Origin of the sequence: Stanieria cyanosphaera PCC 7437 (genome assembly GCF_000317575.1) — a bacterium.
Classification (GTDB): domain Bacteria; phylum Cyanobacteriota; class Cyanobacteriia; order Cyanobacteriales; family Xenococcaceae; genus Stanieria; species Stanieria cyanosphaera.
Genome location: NC_019748.1, coordinates 4,206,281 through 4,227,686, shown reverse-complemented (window position 1 = coordinate 4,227,686; position 21,406 = coordinate 4,206,281). Strand labels below are relative to the sequence as shown.

General features: G+C 35.8%; 18 protein-coding genes. 9 read left to right on the top strand and 9 right to left on the bottom strand.

Annotated elements, in window-relative coordinates; translation table 11 throughout:
* Positions 1-296: 296 nt before the first annotated feature.
* From STA7437_RS18350 to tsaB, 4 genes are all read right to left on the bottom strand, one after another.
* Entirely contained in the window at positions 297-1,664 is a 1,368-nt protein-coding gene (locus STA7437_RS18350; protein WP_015194890.1) for a Glu/Leu/Phe/Val family dehydrogenase, read from the bottom strand.
* Between the two features lie 187 nt (positions 1,665-1,851).
* The gene (locus tag STA7437_RS18345; RefSeq protein ID WP_015194889.1) at positions 1,852-2,112 is read right to left on the bottom strand and encodes a hypothetical protein; all 261 of its coding nucleotides are present in this window, start codon (positions 2,110-2,112) and stop codon (positions 1,852-1,854) included.
* A gap of 113 nt (positions 2,113-2,225) precedes the next feature.
* Complete coding sequence (dndE, locus tag STA7437_RS18340; RefSeq protein WP_015194888.1) at positions 2,226-2,651, bottom strand: DNA sulfur modification protein DndE; 426 nt, start codon at positions 2,649-2,651, stop codon at positions 2,226-2,228.
* Between the two features lie 342 nt (positions 2,652-2,993).
* Complete coding sequence (tsaB, locus tag STA7437_RS18335; protein ID WP_015194887.1) at positions 2,994-3,629, bottom strand: tRNA (adenosine(37)-N6)-threonylcarbamoyltransferase complex dimerization subunit type 1 TsaB; 636 nt, start codon at positions 3,627-3,629, stop codon at positions 2,994-2,996.
* A gap of 127 nt (positions 3,630-3,756) precedes the next feature.
* Here tsaB and smpB point away from each other — a divergent pair, with 127 nt between their 5' ends.
* On the top strand, positions 3,757-4,224 hold the full coding sequence (gene smpB, locus STA7437_RS18330) for an SsrA-binding protein SmpB (protein ID WP_015194886.1): 468 nt from the start codon (positions 3,757-3,759) through the stop codon (positions 4,222-4,224).
* On the opposite strand, the gene STA7437_RS18325 is transcribed toward smpB, so the two are convergent.
* The 4 genes from STA7437_RS18325 to STA7437_RS18310 form a co-directional block, all read right to left on the bottom strand.
* A complete protein-coding gene (locus STA7437_RS18325) occupies positions 4,221-5,636 on the bottom strand; it encodes an IctB family putative bicarbonate transporter (RefSeq protein ID WP_015194885.1) in 1,416 nt (471 codons plus the stop codon). The genes smpB and STA7437_RS18325 overlap by 4 nt on opposite strands.
* Positions 5,637-5,743: 107 nt before the next feature.
* The gene (locus STA7437_RS18320; RefSeq protein WP_171815460.1) at positions 5,744-7,264 is read right to left on the bottom strand and encodes a GAF domain-containing sensor histidine kinase; all 1,521 of its coding nucleotides are present in this window, start codon (positions 7,262-7,264) and stop codon (positions 5,744-5,746) included.
* 302 nt (positions 7,265-7,566) lie between these two features.
* On the bottom strand, positions 7,567-8,262 hold the full coding sequence (locus STA7437_RS18315; RefSeq protein ID WP_015194883.1) for a GUN4 domain-containing protein: 696 nt from the start codon (positions 8,260-8,262) through the stop codon (positions 7,567-7,569).
* 338 nt (positions 8,263-8,600) lie between these two features.
* Positions 8,601-9,299, bottom strand: a complete 699-nt coding sequence (locus STA7437_RS18310; protein ID WP_015194882.1) for a response regulator transcription factor — start codon at positions 9,297-9,299, stop codon at positions 8,601-8,603.
* Between the two features lie 182 nt (positions 9,300-9,481).
* On the opposite strand from STA7437_RS18310, the gene STA7437_RS18305 reads away from it, so the two are divergent.
* Entirely contained in the window at positions 9,482-10,906 is a 1,425-nt protein-coding gene (locus tag STA7437_RS18305) for an NADP-dependent isocitrate dehydrogenase (RefSeq protein WP_015194881.1), read from the top strand.
* A 216-nt stretch (positions 10,907-11,122) separates the two neighbouring features.
* Positions 11,123-12,661: a protein kinase domain-containing protein gene (locus STA7437_RS18300; RefSeq protein ID WP_015194880.1), complete on the top strand. Its 1,539-nt coding sequence runs from the start codon at positions 11,123-11,125 to the stop codon at positions 12,659-12,661.
* 2 nt (positions 12,662-12,663) lie between these two features.
* On the opposite strand, the gene STA7437_RS18295 is transcribed toward STA7437_RS18300, so the two are convergent.
* Positions 12,664-13,176 carry a COP23 domain-containing protein gene (locus STA7437_RS18295; protein WP_015194879.1) on the bottom strand — a complete coding sequence of 171 codons (513 nt, stop codon included), beginning with the start codon at positions 13,174-13,176 and terminating at the stop codon, positions 12,664-12,666.
* A gap of 405 nt (positions 13,177-13,581) precedes the next feature.
* Between STA7437_RS18295 and STA7437_RS18290 the strand changes: the two genes are divergently transcribed.
* The 6 genes from STA7437_RS18290 (at position 13,582) to STA7437_RS18265 (ending at position 21,376) form a co-directional block, all read left to right on the top strand.
* Entirely contained in the window at positions 13,582-13,929 is a 348-nt protein-coding gene (locus tag STA7437_RS18290) for a helix-turn-helix domain-containing protein (protein WP_015194878.1), read from the top strand.
* Positions 13,929-14,567 carry an ImmA/IrrE family metallo-endopeptidase gene (locus STA7437_RS18285; protein ID WP_015194877.1) on the top strand — a complete coding sequence of 213 codons (639 nt, stop codon included), beginning with the start codon at positions 13,929-13,931 and terminating at the stop codon, positions 14,565-14,567. The genes STA7437_RS18290 and STA7437_RS18285 overlap by 1 nt, the downstream gene beginning before the upstream one ends.
* A 374-nt stretch (positions 14,568-14,941) precedes the next feature.
* On the top strand, positions 14,942-17,173 hold the full coding sequence (locus tag STA7437_RS18280) for a GumC family protein (protein ID WP_015194876.1): 2,232 nt from the start codon (positions 14,942-14,944) through the stop codon (positions 17,171-17,173).
* Between the two features lie 57 nt (positions 17,174-17,230).
* Positions 17,231-18,898, top strand: a complete 1,668-nt coding sequence (locus STA7437_RS18275) for an alkaline phosphatase family protein (RefSeq protein WP_015194875.1) — start codon at positions 17,231-17,233, stop codon at positions 18,896-18,898.
* Between the two features lie 9 nt (positions 18,899-18,907).
* Entirely contained in the window at positions 18,908-19,912 is a 1,005-nt protein-coding gene (locus STA7437_RS18270) for a glycosyltransferase family 2 protein (RefSeq protein WP_015194874.1), read from the top strand.
* Positions 19,913-20,107: 195 nt separating this feature from the next.
* Positions 20,108-21,376: an O-antigen ligase family protein gene (locus STA7437_RS18265; RefSeq protein ID WP_015194873.1), complete on the top strand. Its 1,269-nt coding sequence runs from the start codon at positions 20,108-20,110 to the stop codon at positions 21,374-21,376.
* Positions 21,377-21,406 lie beyond the last annotated feature (30 nt).

Sequence of the window (21,406 nt, the reverse complement as noted above, 5' to 3'; positions counted from 1 at the left end):
TTAATTTTAGCGAGATTGAGTCACTTATTATCTATCAATAGTTATTAAAAAAAGATAATTGAGGATATCAGTTATCGGTAGAGACGTACCATGTTATGTCTGTACACCAGTTACAAAGTAGCAAGTAACAATTAACCTCACCGAAGGTGCGCGTAGCGACCAACCATCAATTATCAACAAAAAACACCACCAACCGATAATCTCCATCTATGTTCATCAGTGTAAAGGCGTGGACACACAATCAACTATCAACAAAAAACCAGAGTATTGACTGCATCTCAATTAATTAAGAAACGCTATTGATGATTGCTATAGTAATCTCTCGTTCCTTTGGCATCCAAAGCTTCTCCCAGACGATTTAAACCATGAACGTAAGCAGCCGTACGTAAATCCAAATTTAATTCTTGGGCAAGAGACCAAGTTTTTTCGGTTTCTGCTTCCATTTTTGTTTGTAAACGTTGATTAACTTCTTCTAACGTCCAATACCAACCATTACGATTTTGTACCCATTCAAAATAGCTAACAGTTACACCACCTGCATTAACCAAAATATCGGGAAAGACATAAATCCCTTTTTCGGTTAAAATTTCGTCTGCTGCCGAAGAAATAGGGCCATTAGCAACCTCAAAGATAAATTTAGCTTTGACTGTTGCTGCATTATCAATCGTAATTTGATTTTCTAAAGCTGCTGGAATCAAAACATCAACATCTAAAGCCAGCAACTCTTGATTAGTAATTATTTTGTGTTCTACAATATTACAAACACTATCTTGACAATAAACTGCCTTAATTCCCCGACGGCTGGTTTTATACTCACGAATACTCGGAATATCTAATCCTTGAGGTGCATAAATTCCTCCTTGAGAATCGCTTACCGCTACCACTTGATAACCAGCTTGATCGAGTAATTCGGCTAAAATCGAGCCTGCATTACCAAAACCTTGGACTGCTACAGTTGTTTTTTGGGGAATTTTTTTAAATTTGGGTAAAACTGTTTGAATTACGTAATAAGCACCCGTTGCTGTTGCTGCATCTCTTCCTTGACTACCACCCAAGGTTAAAGGTTTTCCCGTTACTACTCCCCGACTAAGTTGACGCTTAATAATGCCATACTGATCCATCATCCAACCCATAATCGTGGCATTAGTGTAGACATCAGGTGCGAGAATATCTACATCAGGTCCAATAAAATCTGCGATCGCATCAATATAACCACGACTCAATCTTTCTAATTCCGACTTAGATAATTCTTTAGGATTAACTGTAATTCCGCCTTTAGCACCTCCAAAAGGTAAATCCAACAAGGCACATTTAAAAGTCATCCAAAAAGCCAGAGATTGCACTTCATCTAAAGTAACGTTGGGATGATAGCGGACTCCTCCTTTTCCCGGTCCTCTAGTATCATCGTAACGAACACGGTAACCTGAGAAAATCCGCAGTGAACCATCATCCATTCGGATCGGAATTGAAACACTCAAGCTAGTTTTGGGATATCTCAAGCGTTGAATTGCATCTTCAGAAATAGATACATACTTTAAAGCTTTTTCTAATCTTTGACTGGCATCAGCGAATAAAGATTGATTAGTTTGAAAAGTCTTTACTTGTTCTACTTGATGAGGTAGAGGATAGGCAAGATCTTGATCGGAAACAATAATTTTAGCCATAGTGTCACCACAAATTATGCTGGTGAGAGACGGCAAGAAAACCTCACCTTCTCTAATCACCGTATTGACCAGCCAACTTGCTTTACTCTCAAACTGTTGCTGAGGGGAGAAAAACAATGATGGGAGGATATATTTCTATTGAATCAGATCAAAACAGTATAAATTGCTACTTTTTAATAATTGTTTACTAACTATAACGATTAACTTCCGTTTGTAACCACGTATCTACAGGTTGTCCATTTTTGCGACGCAATTCAATTTCCACCATTTGAATTAAGCCTGATTCTGGTGGCGCAGGTTTATGATGAAAAATAATATCGTATTCGTTAGGGTCGTAATTACGTTCTTTAAGCCAATCTTGTACTTTAATCGTACAAAATAAAGATTGTCCCTGCTCGTACATCCGACTTATTTGCATTGATAAACTATGAAGATTTAAACGTGGCATAGTTTTATGATTAAGACTTTTAATTTTTATCTTAACTGTTGACATTAAAAATGTGGGTGAACAATCAACAAAAACTAGGTTATTGGCTGTATCTTATTTAATTAAGAAACGCTCTAATCAGATTTAGATTCAGTAACAGTTTGTAAAGTTGTGGTTGGTTGAACAGCCATCGCAATTAAATCGTCAATATTTTTAAAATCCAATTCACCAGCTAAATAACTAATTCCTCGATGAAGATGCAAAATAAATTGCATTTTAAGAGTTTCTTGATTTGTCTCTAAACCATCGCGGTCGCATCTTTTTTTAAGAGCTAATAGCAAAATATCTGCGATTTCTCCACCAAAAACATTCCAATTCATTTCGACATTACTATCTAAATTGATTGGCACAGAAGTAGGAATACTAGGTTCAGCTAGAGAATAACAAAATGCCCATCTACACAAAATATTCCACTGTTCAATTTTAGTAATACGTTTGAGTTTTATTAGTTGTTCTTTAGCCGTTGTCGATAAACGAATGCGTTCTATTGGTGTATTCATAAATTAGATAGTGATGAAGCCAAGTGTTAAAAATTTTATCATTTCAATTAATAATTTTGACAAGATTAGGTAAGATTTATAAATAATTATCTAGCAAAAAAAAACTCATGGCTAGTCATGACCATGAGCAAGTTAAAAACCATTTGTTTGACAATTATTTTACCAGTTTAGTTATATATATTTTTTCTAACTATAATTGATAAAGTCAAATCATTTAGTTTTAAACAAGAGAGTTATTATTAATATGGCATAATAAATTAGAAATGGCTGGATTGAATCCAAAATTTAACTAAATCTTGAAATTAGTTACTTTTAAAATAAAGATTAGATTAACTTAGTTTATTAAACTGGATTCTGACCATAAAAAGGAACAACTTCCGACCATTGATTAAAATGTCCTTGTTGCCATTGTAAATAACCAAGTTGAAGAATATTAGTGACAGTCTGGGCAAGATTAACGGGAGTTTCAATTAATTGATAAGGTAAACTTAAATTTTTTAAAGTTTCTTGCCAAGCTTCAGGTGTCATAACCGTATCAGGTAGATAAATTTTTTGATAATTAGTTTGAGAAAAGTGATAAATACCTACAAAAAATTGACCTCGGTTAGCTGGCATTTGTACAGCTACAAGAGAATCAGGTTCAAATTGAGTTTTTTGCGACCAAACAACGGCAGCTAAAGTAGAAACACCATATAAAGGAATTTCTAACTGTTGTGCTAAAGTACGAGCAGTTACTACACCAATTCTAGTACCAGTAAAACCACCAGGTCCTTTAGCAACGGCAATAAATTTTAAATCTTGCCATGTTTGCGGGTGTATAATTTCGCCAAGATATTGATGAAGATGAGAAGACAGATCGTGTCCTAAATGCCAAACTTGACTACGATGATCTTGTGCAAAATTACTAATTGCAATACCCAATTGAGGTGTAGTAGTGTGAAGAGCAAGAGCATATTGATGAGAATCTAGAGTTAGCATAAGACAATTGACATTAATTTTAGATGAGACAAAAAGAAGAATTTTGTTTAAAACTACTAGAGTGTTATTCTACGAATTAAATAAAGTTATTAGATAAAAAATACTGTATATAGCAGTGTCAAGAAGTATGGGCGACAAAGATGCAGGCATTAAAATTATCAGCGATAATCGTCAAGCTCGTTATCTTTATGAAATATTAGAGACTTATGAAGCTGGTATTCAACTAACAGGAACAGAAGTTAAGTCAATTCGTGAAGGCAAAGCTAACTTGAAAGATGGTTATGCTTTGATTCGTAATGGTGAAGCGTGGTTAATCAATGTCCACATATCTCCTTATCAAGCTAGTGGTCAATATTTTAACCATGAACCACGCCGAACTCGTAAACTACTTTTACATCGTCAAGAAATTAGCAAACTGATTGGACAAGTTGAACAAAAAGGCTTAACCTTAGTCCCGCTCAAATTATATTTTAAAAATGGCTGGATTAAGGTCAGTATTGGGTTAGCTAAAGGTAAAAAACTACATGATAAAAGAGAAACAATGAAACGTCGCCAAGACCAAAGAGAAATAGAGAGAGCGATGAAAAGATATTAAAATTGCTCCTGAGATAGCTTGGCTTGGGAAAATTCTGTATTTGCCTGTTTAACGGGAAATCTCCGAATTTGACTCGCCACGATCGCAAGCATCAACCACCATAAAGTACTGATTTGAGGTCGATACCAAACTGTGTCAACCAAACCATGAACTGATAAACCTGCAATTGCTGCGATCGCACTAATCAACCACAATCCTTGACGATTACTACTCAGTTTAAAACGTTCAATTTGCCTGATACCACTATCAATAGTCACTACAATCAACCAAATAAAACAGATTAAGCCTAAATAACCCATTTCTACCAAATGCTCTAAAAAAACCGAATAAGCACTAAGGGCAGGATAACGGCTGTTCATGTAACGTGGATATACTTTATTAAAAGCCTCATGACCGGGACCGATCCCCGTTAAAGGATAATCACGAATCATTTTAAAAACTGCTTCCCAAACATTAATGCGAAAATTATTACTACTATCTTCGCGACCAGCAAAAATACTCAAAAACCTTAATCTTAAAGGCTCTACCAGAACAATTGCAGCAATAATCAATCCTGCTAATGTCCCAAATACTAGTGGTAACAACCAAACCTGCCAAAAACGAGGTAAATAATCTCTCCACCAGTAGTAAAGCAATAATAACAACACTGTCATTAAAGCTAGCATGGCTAACCAAGCACCACGACTATCGGTAAAATACAAACAAGCAGAATTAACTCCTACCATCATGAAAGCAAGAATTTTTTGCAGCCAACCCCGCCAGATCAAAACTGCACCAATACTTAAAGCGATCGCAGGTAATAAATATCCTCCCAATAAATTAGGATTACCCAGATAACTATAAACTCTAGTATCCTGCGCTAAAGGAGAATTGGGATCGTTCCAAGTGGCTAATTGCGCTACTCCAAAAACTTGCTGACGCACGCCATAAGTACTTACCCACAAAGCAACTAACAAAAAAACAGTAATTACTCCATTACAAATACGAGGCGAGCGTAAAACCCTAGCAGCTAAAGCAAACATCACTAGATATAAAGTCAGGATCATCCAGCCAGACAAAGCCTCAGCTTTAACTGGCGAGAAAGCAGTCGCAACTGTAGCGATACACCAATAAACCAAAACTACCAAATGTATTGGCGTTACTTCTAATTGTTGTTCTTCTGAAATTGTAAAAATTATCCAATATCCAGCCAAAGCTACTAAAAGAAGACCAAGCAGACTGGTAGATACAAAAGGAGCAAGCACAAACAAAACACTTAGTAAAGCAGCCCCAAGAGCTTCACCCCACTGCAACAACCAGCTTCCTTGTCGCCAAGAAGAAAACCAACCTATAAAACGATAAAGATAGCTGGTACTGTGCCATTGATATAAACTCAAGTCGGAAAGTACTATTTTTGTCCAAGCCGATTTCATGAATAAAGCCTAAAAATAACTGATAGTTAAATCTGAGATTGACTAACCAAGATAATTCTAAACTTTAAATTCTGAATTTCCAGAACACGGCTCATTGTATCTGAATCTTAATATTCTTCTTCTGATTCAACAGTTGGTAATTGTAAAATATAACGATAACCAGACTCAGATGAGCCTTGAACGGCAATTTGACCGTGATGAAGCTCAATTAAATGACAACTCAGTAATAACCCTAATAAGTCTCGTGAAATTTTATTAGTATGTTTATGATTATTATTTTCTCCTCCATTTAACACTGTCATCAAAGCAGCACAGGTCAAAATTTGATTGCCCAATAAAACATCTCCCACACTCTGCTCAAAATTATGTCCTCCAGAAGAACCATTTAGAGCTAAAGCTTTAGTGACTGATTGAGAATACAATTCTATTTGTGGTAAACCATCTCCTAGCCAAGGATGAGTTAACCAGACAGCAATATTTAAACCCTTATGGCGATGAGACACATGAACGCGTACTTCTCCACCAGCTTCAGACATCTCTAAAACACTAATGATTAAATAATAAAGAGCTTGCCTAATTTTTTCTTTATCTAAAGGCCAAATTCGTTGTCCTGGTTCTACTGATAAACGTAGTGTTTGCTGCTGTTGTTTAGCAAAATCGATTAAACTATTTACAACCTGTTGACAAAGCATCTCAATATCTATTGAGGCAATTTGAAGATTAATATCTTGCTCATTTAAAACGCCCAAATTGACAATTTCATCAACTAAAGTAATTAAATTTTGACCACTGTTATGAATAATTTCGAGATATTCTCTTTGTTTAGTTGTTAAAGGACCATATACTTCTCTGCGCAGTACACTTGCCATTCCAATCACAGAAGTTAGAGGAGTTCTTAATTCTTGAGTTAGTTGAGCCAGTAATTTAACTTTAATTAAATTAGTAGAAGATAAATTATCAGTTGCAGGATTAATTACTTCTAATTTTGTTGGTATTGGTGCTTGCCAAGCTGGTTGAGTGGGACTGAGAACAGGTAAATTACCCAAATTCTCAGTAGTTTTTGAGGATTGAGTTTTGATTAAATAATCTCGTTCAAACTCTCTTAAACACCAACGAGCAGTTAAAGCTAAAAAATCTAAATCTCGATTGCTAAACTCTCTAGTTTGCAAATCCATCACTTCTAACGTACCAATGCAATAGCCTTCTGGACTAATTAAAGGAACACCAAGATAAGATTTGATTCCATAATGCTGAACTAAACTGGTATTAGTAAAAACAGGGTTCACAGTAGTATTTTCAATTGCTAAAGCCTGCTCGCTATCAATAATATAAGTACTAAAAGATTCATGGAGTTGAATTTTTCGATCCGAGGCTAATTGATTCATTAAACCAATTTTTGATAACCCTACTGCTGCTTTAAACCATAGTTCATTTTCAACTGCTAAACCTAAAATACAAATTGGTGCATCTAGATAACTAGAAGCAGTTTGTGTCGCTTCATCAAAAACGGGAACTGTTTCTGCTGCTAACAAACCTAGTTTACTTAGAATGCTCAGTCTTTTTTGTTCTTTAGCCGCAGAAGAAAGACCATCTAAACGGCAAAAGAGTCTATTTATTGGTTTAGTCATATTAGTGACTCTTATCCCTAAATCTACTGCTTGCACTTCTATCACTGAATTTTAATTAGATTGTTTTGTCGACAACCTAGAGAGCAGAGCGACTTTTTATCTCTCTAAAGCCATAAGCTTGAGAAAAAGATAACTATTGGCGTCTCTCTCAAAGTTGTTACACTTAAAGTTCCCGAAAAACTCTCTGAACGAACATTTTAAGCAGAGATTCTTGAGATTATGTTTGCTAAAAAACTAAGATTTCCTTTAATTTAAGCTCTCAGTTTATTCTGAGTCTTCCAAAGAATTCTGAAAAAAATTGATTAATTAGAGTCAGTTGACCAAACTGGATGAGCAAAAATTGAAGCAATTACCCTAACTCCCCTTAACTGATTAGATAAAGGTAAATGTCCTTTGGGTGCAGTTAAATCCCAGGTAAAATCTTTGGGGTAACGAGTCCAATTATTTCCTGATTTCCAACCAATTTTATACCAAAGTTGAGCAAAGTCTTGACCTAGAGATAGCCAAATTTGTCTTTGAACAGAAAAACCAAATTTACCTTCCGAATAAATTAACCACAGTTGGTCTAAAGTAGATAGGTCTGTCTTGGGAAGATTTTCAGCCTCTGTAAAATACAACCATTTTCGCTTAATGGCAGCTTCCCCTGCTATTTCGCATAGCTTTTGTAAGGTAAGAACATCAGCACCTAAAAAATCCTGTTTTGCTAAAAGTTGTTGTAGCGGTTGATAGTCAATATTTCTTTCCGATTTGAGAGGAACTACACCAGTGGGGAAATAGGTTTTAAGAAATTCTTGAACTTTAGGATTATCAGTTTGAAGCAGAGCCTGATAAGCTTTTCCCATCACTAGATTAACTGGTTCTGATTGACGAGAGTGTAAAAAATTCATCAATACTTCTAAACCAGATTCTCCTCTGGCAACTAGCTGAGGTACAAGTTGAAGTTGGTTTTTTTCTGATTCGGTTTGAAACTGACTGATTAAATCGCTAATCTCTTCCATACAAAATTACTGTTGCAGCGATTATTTTTCTTGATCAAAAATGATTAAATAGGTAGAAAGGTTTTTTACTTTCTGTTGAGAGCGATATCTGAGTGTTTTTACTTAGCTATCGGTCTTAAGGTCAATCCTATCATGATTTAGGAATTGAAATTTAAGAATTATAGAGATTAATGTGATCGGTTCAATTGCACATCTAGACAGTGATTTAAGACTTGATTAATACATCAGTACTGAATTGATTGGCAAGACAGAACTTTGGTTACTCTGTTGAAGTTATACTAAGCTAAAAATTTTAAATTAATCTCCACAGAAAGAATTTTTTTTAGTGGTCTTAATTATTAGTTCTCATTTTTTTCATAACCATGTTCGTAAGCAAAACGAACTAATTGAGTACGATTTTCCACATTAAGTTTATTTAGAATGTTGCTTAAATGAGTTTGTACAGTTCTCGGACTAATAAACAAACGCTCACTGATTTGCTTGTTAGTAAAACCTTGAATGACTTCCCAAAATACTCTTTCTTCGGCAGGAGTCAGAGGTAAAGGTTCAGGTTTAGACTCCTTGGCGTTAGGATTGGCAATGTTTAAGTTGATTCCAGCGAAAGAATGATTAACTGACTGAGAATTAACTAATTGCTGTAATAAATGAACTATTTCACTATGAATTCGTCGCGATCGCTCTAATAAAGCTTCGATTTTAACTAGCAATTCTTTCATCTCAAAAGGTTTAGTCAGATAATCATCTGCACCAATTTGGTGTCCTTGAATCCGATGATCTAAATCACTTTTGGCAGAGAGAAAAATAAAGGGGATCAACTGTCCTGAAGGCTGAGAACGCAGTTGACGACAAAATTCAAAACCATCCATAGTTGGCATAGAAACATCAGAGACTATCAAATCTGGAAGATCGTTTTGAAACCCTGCCAAAGCCTCTGCTCCCGAACCAGTTGCTTTAACTTGATAACCTTGTTGTTCCAAAGTATGCTTTAAAACCTTGCGGAGAATGTGATCGTCATCTACCACTAAAATTTTTTTCATTATGTCTATGCCAATTTAAGAGGTTTATTATAGCTCTGAACATACTGACCTAATTATATTGTTCCTCTTATGTTATCTTTATTGATCTTTAGAAAAAACTGAAGGAGTAAATTGTATTACTGCCTTAAATGTTATTTTGACTTAATTGTTATTGTAGCTACATTTAATTTTTGTAATTCATTATGTACGAAAAACTAACATCACCTTCTCAAGGAACAAAAATCACGTTTAAAGATGGGAAACCAATCGTTCCTGACGATCCAATTATTCCTTTCATTCGGGGTGATGGTACTGGCGTAGATATTTGGCCAGCGACAGAGAAAGTGATTGATGCTGCTGTTAGTGCTGCATATGGTGGTAAACGCCAAATCAATTGGTTTAAAGTCTATGCAGGAGACGAAGCTTGCGACAAGTATGGTACTTATCAATATTTACCTGAAGATACTCTTAAAGCCATTAAAGAATATGGTATTGCCATCAAAGGACCTCTGACAACTCCTGTAGGAGGAGGAATTCGTTCTCTCAATGTTGCTTTACGGCAAATTTTTAATCTCTATGCTTGTGTTCGTCCTTGTCGTTATTATGCAGGAACTCCTTCCCCTCACAAAAGTCCTGAAAAATTGGATGTCATTGTTTATCGAGAAAATACAGAAGATATTTACTTAGGAATTGAATGGCGACAAGGAAGTGAAATTGCTGACAAACTCATTAATATTCTCAACACTGATTTAATTCCTGCTACTGCCGAACACGGCAAAAAACAAATTCCCCTAGATTCGGGAATTGGGATCAAACCAATTAGCAAAACTGGTTCACAAAGATTGGTCAGAAGAGCTATTCAACACGCTTTGCGACTCCCCCAATCAAAACAACAAGTTACTTTGGTTCACAAAGGTAATATTATGAAATATACCGAAGGAGCGTTTCGGGATTGGGGTTATGAACTAGCCACTACTGAATTTCGTGCCGAATGTATTACAGAAAGAGAATCTTGGATTCTCAGCAACCAAGAAGCTAATCCAGAACTTACTATTGAAGCAAATGCTCGTAAAATCGATCCTGGATACGATGCTTTAACTCCCGAAAAACAACAACAAATTTGTCAGGAAGTCAAACAAGTTCTTGAGCAGATTTGGGATACTCATGGTCATGGTCAATGGCAAAATAAAGTGATGGTTAACGATCGCATTGCCGATAGCATTTTCCAACAGATTCAAACTCGTCCTGATGAATATTCAATTCTGGCTACCATGAATTTGAATGGAGATTATCTTTCCGATGCTGCTGCTGCTATTGTCGGTGGTCTAGGAATGAGTCCTGGGGCAAATATCGGCGATAATTGTGCTATCTTTGAGGCTACTCATGGTACAGCCCCGAAACACGCTGGTTTAGACCGAATTAACCCAGGTTCGGTGATTTTGTCAGGAGTAATGATGTTGGAATACATGGGTTGGCAAGAAGCAGCGGATCTGATTCAGCAAGGTTTGGGAAGCGCGATCGCACTTGGTCAAGTTACTTACGATTTAGCAAGGTTGATGGCTCCTCCTGTCGAACCACCGCTAAAATGCTCTGAGTTTGCTCAAGCAATTATTAACAATTTTTCTTAATTTAAACATTTTGGTAATAGGCACAATCATTGAATTTTTAATAACTATTGCCTATTACCAAACATATATGTTGGAAAATAATTAAGGGCAACAATCATGTTATGTCTAAAATCCTTTGATATAGTCTGTTATAACGATTAATAAATAGCGGTGTTGCCTAACAATGTTAACCACCGACTTTTTGATTCAGTAACTTATACCCAACTCCCAAACCTTATGTCTGATGAGTTAATAGGAGGACGCTATCGAGTTATCGATTGCTTAAGGAAGACTGGCTTTTGTGAAACTTATGTCGCACACGATATGCAACTTCCTGGTTATCCTCGCTGTGTCGTAAAAAAACTTCAACCTCAATCTAATGAGGAATTTGTTTTGGAAACAGCGAGAAGGTTATTTACCAATGAAGCAAATGTTCTCTATCGATTGAGCAATCATCCTCAAATTCCTCGGCTCTTAGCTCATTTGGAAGTAAACGAGCAATTTTATCTAGTTCAGGAATTTATTGAGGGCAAAGACTTATCTCAAGGAGAAATTCATCCGAATAATCGTTGGAGTGAAGAAAAAGTTAGAAGTTTCCTCCAAGAAGTTTTAGAAATTTTAGCTTTTGTTCATCAACATAATGTAATTCATCGTGATATTAAACCCTCAAATTTAATTCGGCGAGTCACAGATGAAAAAATTGTTCTCATTGATTTTGGTGCAGTTAAAGAAATTAGTAACATGACTTTAACTGAAGGACAAGGAAATCTTTTAACTGTTGCGATTGGTACTCCTGGATATATGGCAAGTGAACAGCAACGAGGAGATCCGCGTTTCAATAGTGATATTTATGCTTTGGGAATAACTGCTATTCAAGCTATTACTGGATTTCATCCCGATCAACTGCCTAGAAATCCTCAAACTGGAGAAATAAGTTGGCGAGAGCGAGCAGGAAATTGTAGTAATGTTCTAGCCAATATCCTCGATAAAATGGTCTGTAATGACTTTAGAGAACGTTATCAAAACGTTAATGAAGTTCTCGATGACTTGCGACAACAATCATTGAGTAAAGGAGGAAAAAAAATCAAGTCTCCCTCCGAACCCAATCTTGTCGATCCCAAAAAACCTGCACGACGATGGGTTTGGTTTGCTGCTATACCTTTGCTGTTGGGATTAGTTTTTCTCGGACCAAGAGTTTGGACTGTGATTAAAGCAATGAATTATTATAATCAAGGCAATCTTTTAAATAACGAAGGTAAATACGAAGAAGCAATTGACGCTTTTGATCAAGCAATTAAAATTAAACCAGACTTTGCTGAAGCTTGGACTAATCGAGGTTTTGCTCAAGGAAAGCTAGGCAGGCATTTAGAAAAATTTTCTTCTTGCGCTCAAGCTACTTCCTATCAGCCCAAGTTTGCCGAAGCTTGGAATTGCCGAGGTTTAGCTCGTTCAGATTTAAAACAATACGAAGACGCTTTACAAGAATTTAATCAAGCCTTAGCTGTCGATCAAGATTTTGTGAATGCTTGGTTTAACAAAGGACAAGTTTTAATAGAATTAGACAGATATGATGAAGCAATTACTGCAACTCGAAAAGCACTGGCAATTAAACCAGATTTATTTTTAGCTTGGACTCAAATTTGTAGAGCTTTATATGAATTGCAGCAGTACCAAGATGCTAAAGCACACTGTGAAGAAGCCAGAAAAATTCAACCTGACCATCAAACGACGGTCAAGTTATTAGAATTAATTAATAGCAAGTTAGATAATCAATAAAGCTATTTGTTGAACTTGAGTCCTAGCAAATACCAAAAATCTACAGGATAGTAAGTAGACTGTATTCCTCTAGCGTTTGATACTTGCTTATCTTTAGCTAATCCAGAATCGAGAATACCTGCAAGAACACGTTCACTTTCATCAATAGCGTTGTCTGTTGGTGCTAGAGTAAAAAGAACTAAACTGCATTCTCCCGGACTGTTTTCAGCACAAATAGTAGGTAAACCACCTTGGTCGTGACCACCAAAACCTTTTAAACTAGAATAGTTAGCTAACTTAGCAGATACACTGTTACAAAGCTGTTGAGCATTAGCAGATTTTGGCAATACTTCATTACGCCAGTGAAAAATAGACTTGATTTCTCCTTGAACGTTTGCCACCGTAGTTGGAATACCATTGTTTACTTGGCAAAAAACATTGCGATTAGATGATTGAGTAGATTCACCAAAAGCAGGAATAGCACTAAGCGCGATCGCGCCAGCAGCTAAAATTGGCGATAAATTTTTAATACTCATAATATGTAAGCTCCTTTCATTAGTCCCCCATCTTTACTTTTATTCTAAAAGATAGTTACGACCATGAATAAATATTTATGCAAGCATAATTGGAGAGATTATAAAGTAATTTAATCTAAATTAAAACTAATTGATATTTATTTTAATTAACAGATTTTTAAGATAAAGGGTTAAAGTAGCTATTCATTAAACAAACCATAATCTGAATTAAATTCTCAATTTTTGCCTTGAAAAACTAATTATAGTTAAGTATATGTAATCGCTACAACTAAAAGTGGCAATTAAACAAAATTGTCTCTGTTGGTAAACAGAGCAAAAGCTCTGTCACTGATAACGAAGCTATGTTGATGTTTTCTTCAAATTCTCATAAGATTTAAATAGAATATTAACTTAAAGCGGAAAACAGTGGAAGATAACTTTGGTCAACTGATTCGTCAAGCACGAAAAAATAAAGGTTACTCTCAAAGGGAATTAGCCAAATTAATTGACTTAGACTTTACCTATTTATCTAAATTAGAAAACAATCGGGCTGATTATCCACCCAAAGAAGAAGCAATTCGGATTTTAGCTCGTCAACTTGAGTTAGATGAAGAACAATTAATCTATCTTGCTGGTAGAATTCCCCAACAAGAAGAAGATTTACTTAAACAACATTACAAGGATATGCCAGCTTTATTTCGACGAATGCGAGAAAATCCTGACTTTGCTCAAAAAGTTTTTCGTGAAGCAGTTGGCACAGATCGTCAGGAGTGATGAGCTTGAGTATTTTTCGTCCCTATAGCTTTATCCCCAAGCTCACTATAGAAGCTTGTGCTTTAGATATTTTGCTGCAAATGCAAAAAACGCACAATTATTTACCTAAATTTCCTTTAGATGCCAGCCGAGTCGCCGAATTTTTAGGATTAGATGTAGTTTGGGATACTATTAGTGATGACGAATATGGAGCAATTGCTGCCAGAATTTTACCCCTAGAAAAATTAATTGAAATAAACGACCGCATTCCTCAGCTACAAGGAGGGTTAGGCGAATCAACTATTGCTCATGAAATTGGGCATTGGGTATTGCATATTGATCGCACCGAAGTGGAACGTCAAATCAGATTAAAGCATAGAGGATTAGCAATTAAAGTTGAACCTTTGTTGTGTCGAAGCCTTGAGAGTACCGAAGGCGTTGAATGGCAAGCACAATATTTTGCAGGTTGTTTGTTAATGCCTCAGTATTATTTATTACAATTAAGTCAAGCTAAAAATTTAGCTAAGTGGCAACATTTGTACCAAATTGCCGAACAACTAGGAGTAACTATCTCCAATTTAGTTCATCGCTTACAAGATTTAGGCTGGATTTATTGTGATTCCCAACAAAAAGAAATTTATTTATTAAAAAATCATTAAACTCTTTTTTATTTTATTTATAATAGTTAGTCTAGGTCAATCAAAATTGATCGAGCAATACTTAAGCAAACTCAATCAATAAATCTGGTTGATTTGAATAAGTAAAAAATTTTGTATAATTAATCAACTAGATCAAACTTTTTTTTAAAATTTTAGTTAGCAGTAGCAAACACTCAAACTAATCAGTAAGAAAAATACTGCCTTTCTTGCCTGGCTCAACTAGAGGAGTCAATAAGTTTTTATCTCTTTCATATTTTATCTACTGAACTTTATAAAAACTTTAAAGTAAGTAGAGGTTTTATCGCGTATATATTTCTATAACGGAATATAAAAACGAAATAATTTAAACTAATCAGAAAAAGTAGTTTATCAATATGTCTAATTTTACTGGGATGAGTAACGGTCAAACTCCAGAAAATTTATCTTTAAATAACAGTTATACTGCCTCTAGAGAAAACATTGATGTTAATCTCTATAATTACCTCCAAAAGTTAAGAAGACGTTGGAAGCCAGCCCTGGCAGTATTTTTGCTAACAGTAGGCTCAGTCGCTGCTCTCAGTACTTTGCTCAAAAAAAGTTATCAAGCAGAAGGAAAATTACTCTTCAAACAGAATAATACTGCGTCTTTAACTAAGGTTGGTCAAGGGATTGGTGAACTAAAACCTCTGCTCAATGATCAAAGTCCATTAAAAACTGAAATTGAACGGATGAAAACTGAACCAATTTTGGTTCAAACCATTGAAAAATTAAAGCTTAAAGACGAAGAAGGTAAGGCACTCAAACCAGAAGCTTTAAACAAGAAACTGAAAATAGAGATTGTCAGTGGAACTGACGTAATTAGTTTAAGGTATCAAGACCAAGACCCTTATACTGCTGCTGATGTCATCAATACTTTGATGAAACTTTATTTAGATGAACAAGTTAAAAGTACTCAAGCTGAGACTGCTAACGCCGACGGTTTTATTAGTAATCAACTTCCCCAAATAGAACAAAAACTATCTCAAGCTGAATCTGATTTACGGCGATTCAAAGAAGCCAATCGAGTAGTCAATTTAGCTAAAGAAAAAGAAACTTTAGTTGTTGAGTTAGCTAATCTTAATCAACAAATTGCTAATGTTGCTGCTCAATTTCAGGGTACTCAGGCTCAAACAGCCACTCTCAATCAACAATTGGGTTTAAACCTAAATCAAGCTTTGGCAGCTAATCAACTAGGAGGGACTCCTGTTGTCGAAAGCATTTTCAAAGATCTAGCTGATGTGGAAACCGAACTTGCCCAACAACGGCAACGCTTTCGAGATAACCATCCAATGGTACAAAGTTTGTTGGAAAAAAGACAAGACCTCAATCAAAAATTAGAAGGGTTAATTACTGAAACTGTAGGTTCAAATACCAAAATTTCTGAAGGCTTACTTAGAAGCGACGGCAATAAAGAAAATCCCTTAGAAAAATATATTTCCCTAGAAATTGACCGCATTAGTCAACAAAGACAACTAGCTTCTCTTTCTCAATCTCAACAAGCGTATCTGCAACGAGCAAAGCAGCTACCACAAATCGAACAACAACAACAAGACTTACTTCGTCAAGTAGAAGCTGCTGAAAAAGTTTACCAAAACTTACTCGATAGTCAGCAAGAACTAAAATTATTGCAAAACCAAACAACTGGTAATGCTCAAATTATTGAATTAGCTCAATTGCCAGAAAAAGGTAGTTCTGGTAGGTTAGCATTAATGGTATTGGGACTAATCTTAGGATTATTGCTTTCTAACCTCTCAGTTTTACTGTTAGAAATGCAAGACCGTAGTTTAAAAACTATTCCTGAAATCAAACAAAGATTTCCTTATAAAGTTTTGGGTTTAATTCCTCAATATACAGATGATGAACCCAATGGGATTGTCGTGCAAAGAGAGCCAGATTCCTTTAACAGCGAAATCTATCGCATGATTCAAGCCAATTTAAAAATTCTCAATCAGGACAATCCACCACAAGTTGTCTTGGTAACTAGCTCTGTACCAGGAGAAGGAAAATCTACTATTGCAGCAAATTTAGCTACTGCGATCGCTCAATTAGGTCGTCGTGTTTTGTTAATTGATGGTGATTTACGCAGAGCCAATCAGCATCATCTCTGGAATATGAGTAATCACTTGGGACTTAAAGACGTCTTAACCCACAAAACTAGCTTACATGAAGTTGTAGCTCGACCAATTGAAAGGCTAGATTTATTAACAGTAGGAGTAGTTCCACCTAATCCTCTGGCTTTACTAGATTCGATTGAGATGAACGAGTTAATCGCACAAGCGAAAAAAGATTATGATTTCGTTTTAATCGATGCACCTCCCTTGCCAATAACTGCTGATGTTTTGACTTTGAGTAAGCTAGTTGATGGTCTTTTGTTTGTCAGTCGTCCAGGCGTAGTAGAGCAAGAAAGTGCTGCTTTTGCTCAAGAAATTTTAGTAACTATTAACAAACGAGTTTTAGGCATGGTGATTAATGGTGTCAAACCCAGTGAATTTGAGCGTTATTCCTATCACGCTAAATATGCCAAAGGTTATTTTTCTTCAAAAAAGCTTCCCTCAAATAGCGATCGCACGGAAGTAGCCCCGGTCTAAAACCGCATAAGTGGTTCTAAGTTTTCGTAAATACATAATACTATTTAGAAACGAGGTATGAAAACACCAATTATTGCCATTGGTTTAGATGCAGCCGACCCTAATCTCATAGAACAATGGATGTCCCAGGGAAATCTGCCCAATCTCAGCCGTGTTCGTCAACAGGGAATCTACGGTCGTTTACATAATCAAGTCAATTATCAAGGAGGAGTAGCCGAATTTTCTTCCACTGAACCTCTTTGGGTCATGATGACTACAGGTTGCTTACCTGATAAAACTGGCTTTTGGGATACGATTACCTACAATCCTGACACCTATGAAGTGCGTTGCGATCCTGTTTATGGTGGATACGATTATCAAGAGTATCTTCCTTTTTATGCGTTAGGAGAAAAATATCGAGTAGCTGCTTTTGATGTACCAGTTACTAGAGTATCTCCAGGGGTTAACGGCATTCAGATTACAGGTTGGGGTGGGCATCATCCCTTTTATCCAAGCGAATCTCAACCAAGCGAACTTTTACCACAAATCGTTGCCAAATATGGTTCTAACCCCGTGTATCGAAAAGATAATGGGATTTGGTGGGATAAAAAATACTTTAATTGGGTAACTCAAGCAGTTAAGGAAAGCGTTGCCACTCGCGCTCAAATTTGCCGAGAAATTCTGCAACAAGAACCCTGGGATTTATTTATAACTGCCTTTGGTGAAACTCATACTTTGGGACATGATTTATACAATCTCAGTCAACCAGATCATCCCCTCTATCCCTACACCAATCAAATGGAAACTTTGGGAGATCCGATGTTGCAAGGATTTCAACAAGTAGACCAAGCGGTAGGAGAAATTATCGCAGCAGCACCAGACAATGCCTACATTTTGTTATTTGCCGTTCATGGCATGGGTGCAAATCTAACTGATTTACTTAGTATGATGTTGCTTCCAGAAGTGCTTTATCGGTTTAATTTTCCAGGTAAAGTTGCTCTAGGAGCGGGAGATCTCAATCAACCTGTACCGCCAATTATTAGCAAAAAAATTAGAAATGGTTGGTCAGCAGAAGTCTGGGGCAAAATTTACGAACCAAATCCAATCAAAAAATTGTGGCACACTTGGACACATAAAAAATTCTTAAGAAATTCCAAACACGGTTTACTGTCTCCTTACCCTCTTCTAGACGAACAAGTAGAATTAGGTTGGATGCCTGCGCGTTGGTATAGTTCGTTGTGGCCACAAATGAAAGCTTTTGCCTTACCTGCATATGCTGATGGTCACATTCGTATTAATCTTCAAGGACGCGATCGCGATGGCATTGTCACACCGGCTGAATACGATTCTCTTTGCGATCAATTAACTGAAGTTCTTGATCGTCTTAAAGATGGTCGAAGCGGACAACCTTTAGTCAAACAAGTAGTTCGTACTCGCAAATCACCTTTAGATAACGATCCCAAGTTACCTGAACCAGACTTAATCGTAGTTTGGCATGAAATTCCTACTGATGTCGTCGATAGTCCTGATCTTGGTCGCATTGGACCTATTACTTATAATCGTCCTGGTGGACATCGAGAACATGGCTTTTTATTAGCAGCCGGACCTGGAATCAAACCAGGTTCTGATTTAATCGATGGTCGAGCAGTCGATCTCAGTGCGACTATACTCAATTTGATGGGAGCAAAACTCCCTGATTATTTTGATGGTAAGCCTTTACTAGACCCAGTTTTAACTATCTCTTAGGAGACATTGATGAATCAACCCATAGCCATAGTATCTGTTATCATTCCTGCTTACAATACTGCTAATTATATTGCTCATGCAATTGATTCGGCTCTTAATCAAACTCTGCACAATATTGAAGTTATTGTGGTTGATGATGCTTCGACCGATAACACTGTTGAAATAATCCAAAGTTTTTGTGACTCTCGGCTCAAACTGTTAGTGAACGAAACCAATTTGGGTGCAGGAGGTGCGCGTAATCGTGCTTTGAGGGCAGCAACAGGAAAATGGATAGCAGTACTTGATTCTGATGATTGGTATGCTGCCGAAAGGTTAGAAAAATTGGTTCATCTTGCTCAAGTTCATCAAGCTGATTTAATTGCTGATAATCTTTATTTGATTGAAGATGGTCATGTCTGTCCCTGGGGAACTCTAATTGGTGGTAGTGGACAAATCATTGATTCGGTTAAACAAATTTCTGCAGCCGATTTTGTCAAGTCAGATATTGAAGGCAGAGTTGGCTTACGTCTTGGTTTTAGCAAACCTTTATTTAAACGAGAATTTTTAGTTCAACATCAAATTAAATATGATGAAACCATCAAAGTCACTCAAGACTTTTGGCTAGATATGGATTGTTTTTTACATCGAGCCAAGTTTTTTCTCATTCCTGAAGCTTATTATTATTATCGTTCTCGTCCAGGTTCTTTGGTTGCTAGTAATAAAATTAAACGTTTAGAAGATGAATGCCGAGCTATTGCTAATTTTCTTCAGCACCAAGATTACCTGAAGGAGAATCCTCAACTGTTAGCTGCTCTTGAGGAAAAAATGACTGAAACCCAAACATGGCTAGATTATTATTCTGTAGTTGAACCTTTTAAACAAAAACAACTGTTAACTGGATTAATGGCAATCTTTGCTCATCCCATTTTTCTTAAACATTTTACTACTCAACTACCCAAAATTATTGAGCGTCGTTTTCAATTATTATTGTCTAATAGTAAAATCAGCTATCAAAAAAATATGTTTCAAGTTTAAATAAACTAGCAACTTGTTTATCTAATGTAGTTTAGGTTAATATTACCAATAATAAATTAAAATTTTTTTCCAAAAAATAATCAACTAAATTAAATTAGCGTTAATAAAGCTAATTAATCTTAATTATAGTAAATAGAGTTGATTAATCAAATAAATATATAATAATAATTTAAAAATAAAAAAATAGCAGAATTAATGCTTAAAAAAATTTTATCACTAACTTCTTTTGAATATCTTTTTTCTGTTTTAGCTTTATTTCATTTATCACAAGGTTTAATTCCCTTGTTAATCATTCGAGGAGCAAGTGAAGGAGATGGAATAAATCTTACAAATTATGATTATTCGATTAATGCAAAAATTTCTATATTAATTTATTTAATTTCCTTTCTCTTATTAGTGTTACGTTGGAAAAAAGTAGCTGATATTTTAACCAAAGATAAATTAATTTGGCCGTTTATTTTAGTAATTAGTTTATCTTCTTTTTGGTCAGTTGCCCCCAGCGAAACTTTTCGATATAGCATATATGCAATTGGTACAACTGCTTTTGGTATTTACTTAGCAACTCGCTACACCTTTCAACAACTGTTCAACATTCTTTGTGGAACTTTTATCTTAAGTGTTGTTCTTAGTGTTTTATTCGTGGTGGCTTTACCTCACTATGGCATTATGGCAGCACTTCATGAAGGAGCGGTACGAGGTGTTTATACTCACAAAAACCAATTTGGTTTAGTGATGGTACCCGCAGCAGTAATCTTTTTGCTTCGTGCTAGTAACGGTAAGAGTTTAAGTTGGCTATTTTGGTTATTGTTAGCTGTTACTGTTGCTTTAGTGGTTTTGTCTCGCTCAACTACATCTTTGGGCAATTTATTAATTATGTTGTCCTTGTGCGCTCTTTATCGAATCTTCCGATGGCGATATGAATATATGATTACAGCAATTTTGCTCGGATTAATTATTGGAATTGCTGGTATCCTTTTATTTATCTACTATGGAGAATCCGATTTATTGTTAGTTGCTGTTGGCAAGGATTCAACATTTTCTGGTCGAACTGATATTTGGTTAGCAGTTCTGGAAATGATCAACAGACGCTTTTGGCTCGGTTATGGTTTAGCTGCATTTTGGCGAGGTTTAGAAGGTCCTTCTGCTTTTGTAGAACTAGCAGTAAGAACTCAGGTGGCTTATGCCCACAATGGATTTCTAGATTTATGGTTAGGTTTGGGTTTGATTGGAGTTTTTACTTTTTTAGTCAGTTTTTTCAATACAGCGATTAAATCTTTGACTTTGTTACGCAATACTAAAACTGTAGAAGGACTTTGGCCTTTGTTGTTTTTAACCTATATTTTGTTATCAAATATTTCTGAAGGTACAATCGTTACAATGGATAATATGTTTTGGGCAATTTATGTAGCACTCAATTTTTCTCTGGCAATTGCTCAAGAAAATAACTATTCTCTTGAAAAATAAAATAAAATAAATAGAAAAATAATTAGTTAA